The organism is Sphingomonas sp., from assembly GCF_035758555.1.
Taxonomy (GTDB): Bacteria; Pseudomonadota; Alphaproteobacteria; order Sphingomonadales; family Sphingomonadaceae; genus Sphingomonas_B.
In genome coordinates, this window is the sequence record NZ_DASTXI010000035.1 from 1 (window position 1) to 2332 (window position 2332).

The window sequence follows — 2332 nt, forward strand, 5'->3', positions numbered from 1 at the left end:
GGCATCGAGCATCTTGCCGCGCTCTTCCATCCGATCGTCCATCCGGCGGGCGCGGGCCGATGAGGGTCTGGCTGGGACTTGTCGCGGCATTGGTCGCGGGGATCGCGATCGCCGCCTGCGCCGGCGCACGCTGGGCATCGCCGATCGATCTCTGGCATGCCTTGGCCGGCGATCCTTCGATGGCGAGCCGCCTGCTGGTCGAGTGGCGTCTGCCGCGCGTCGTGGCGGCGGCGCTGGTCGGCGCGCTGCTGGGACTGGGCGGCACGATCTATCAGGGCGTGTTCCGCAATCCGCTGGCCGAGCCTTATCTGCTGGGATCGGCCGGCGGGGCGGCGGTCGGAGCGACGATCGCGCTGCTGGTGCCGCTCGCCGTTCCGCTGATCCTGCCGCAGACCCTGCTTCTGCCATTGCTCGCCTTTGCCGGCGCCTGGGGCGCGACGATGCTGGTGATCGGCATCGCGCGCGGCGCGGGCGCGGTCGATGCGGCCGGGCTGCTGCTCGCGGGCGTGGCGATGGCGGCGATCCTGGGCGCGGTGCGCTCGTTCCTGATGCTGGCGCTGTCGGACGAGACCGTCAGCCTGCAGGTGGTGATGAGCTGGGTGTTGGGCGGCATCCAGACGCCGAGCTGGCGCGGCCTCCTGCTGCTCGCCGCGATCGCGCTGGCCTGCCTCGCGCTGTCGCTGCTGTTCGCGCGCCAACTCGACCTGCTGGGGCTCGGCGAGACGATGGCGACGGCGTTCGGTCTCGACACGCGCCGGGTCGTGGCGCGGGCGGTGCTGGCGGGTTCGGCGATCGTGGCGGCGGCCGTCGCCTTCGGCGGGCTGGTGGCCTTCGTCGGCCTCGCGGCGCCGCACATCGCGCGCTGGCTGGTGGGTCCTCTGCACCGGCCGCTGCTGCCGGCCTCCGCACTGGTCGGGGCGATCCTCGTCACGCTGGCCGACGCGATCGCGCGCGCGGCCCTGCCGCCGGCCGAGATCCCGCTCGGGTTGGTGACGGCGGTCGCGGGCGGACCGTTCTTCATCCTGCTGCTGGCGCGGCGGTTGCGCGCATGACGGCGCTCGCGGCCAACTCGCTCGTCGTGCGGCGCGGCGGGGCGACGCTGATCGACGACGTGTCGCTGTCGCTCGGCCCTCAGGGCTCGGTGGCGGTGATCGGACCGAACGGCGCCGGCAAGTCGACGCTTCTGCGCACGCTGGCCGGCATCGACGCGCCGACAGCGGGGCAGGTGAGGCTCGGCGGCCGCGATCTCGGCGCCCTTGCGAGCGCCGAGCGGGCGCGCGCGATCGGCTTCCTGCCGCAAACCTTCGAGCCGCACTGGGATTTGAGCGTCGGCGACCTTCTGGAGCTGGGCGCGGCGCGCGCGGGCGCGCTGCCGGCCGGTGCGATCGACCGCGCGAAGCGCGCGTTCGAGCTGGCCGGGCTGGAGAAGCGGCGCTGGTCGACGCTGTCGGGCGGCGAGCGGGCGCGCGTGCTGCTCGCGACCGTGCTGGTGGTCGATCCGCCGGTGCTGATCGCCGACGAGCCGTCGGCCGCGCTCGACATCCGCCACCGGCTCGAGACGATCCGCACGCTCGCCGCCCGCGGGCGCGGCCAGGTGGGCGATGGGCGGCTGTCGGTCGTCGTGGTGCACGATCTCGATCTCGCGTTCCGCTTCTTCGAGCGCATCGTGCTGCTGGCCAAGGGCAGGCTCGTGGCCGACGAGCCGGCCGACCGCCTGATCCACGATCCGCGGCTCGACGAGGTGTTCGGCATTCGCTTCGAGCGACTGAAGGTCGGCGAACGCTGGATGCTCACCCCCTCTCCCAACCTCTCCCCCTAGCGGGGGCGAGGAGGAAGAAGTCGGAGCATCTGCTTTCAAGTTCCTCTCCCCCGAAGGCAAGGCAATCGCATTTGGGCAAAAATCTCCGTCATCCCGAGCGGAGTGAGCGAAGCGAACGAAGTCGAGGGACCTTTTTGCTCCGCTACTGCGGGACGAAGCGTCGACAAAAGAGGTCCCTCGACTTCGCTGCGCTCGGGATGACGGAGCTATGTCATATGCGATAGCCCTGCCTGCTCGGGGGAAAGGTTGGGTGAGGGGCGGCCTATCTACTCCTTCTCCTTCTTCACGACGGTCCCGTCGGCACGGACGTGCACGCCCACTTCCTTGCCCGATCTGTCCCTGGCCTCCAGCTCGTATTCCTGCGGGTTGGTCCCACTGACCATCTTCGCCTCCGTTGGCATCGCGCCGAGCTCCTTTTGCGCCGCGTCGCGGGCGGCCTTGGGCACTTGCGAGAGCTGCACGGTCTTTTCGCTGGCCTCGTGGTTGTTGGTCTGGGCGAAGGTCTGAGGCGCG

General features: G+C 71.1%; 3 protein-coding genes. 2 read left to right on the forward strand and 1 reads right to left on the reverse strand.

Annotated elements, in window-relative coordinates:
• Positions 1–59 precede the first annotated feature (59 nt).
• Both VFT73_RS01975 and VFT73_RS01980 read left to right on the forward strand, forming a co-directional pair.
• Positions 60–1052, forward strand: coding sequence for an iron ABC transporter permease (locus VFT73_RS01975; RefSeq protein WP_326408463.1), 993 nt, complete (start codon positions 60–62; stop codon positions 1050–1052).
• Positions 1049–1819 (forward strand): ABC transporter ATP-binding protein, encoded by a 771-nt coding sequence (locus VFT73_RS01980; protein WP_326408464.1) that lies wholly within the window; start codon positions 1049–1051, stop codon positions 1817–1819. The genes VFT73_RS01975 and VFT73_RS01980 overlap by 4 nt, the downstream gene beginning before the upstream one ends.
• Positions 1820–2085: 266 nt before the next feature.
• On the opposite strand, the gene VFT73_RS01985 is transcribed toward VFT73_RS01980, so the two are convergent.
• The coding region (locus VFT73_RS01985) for a hypothetical protein (protein ID WP_326408465.1) at positions 2086–2332 on the reverse strand (247 nt) is incomplete at its 5' end.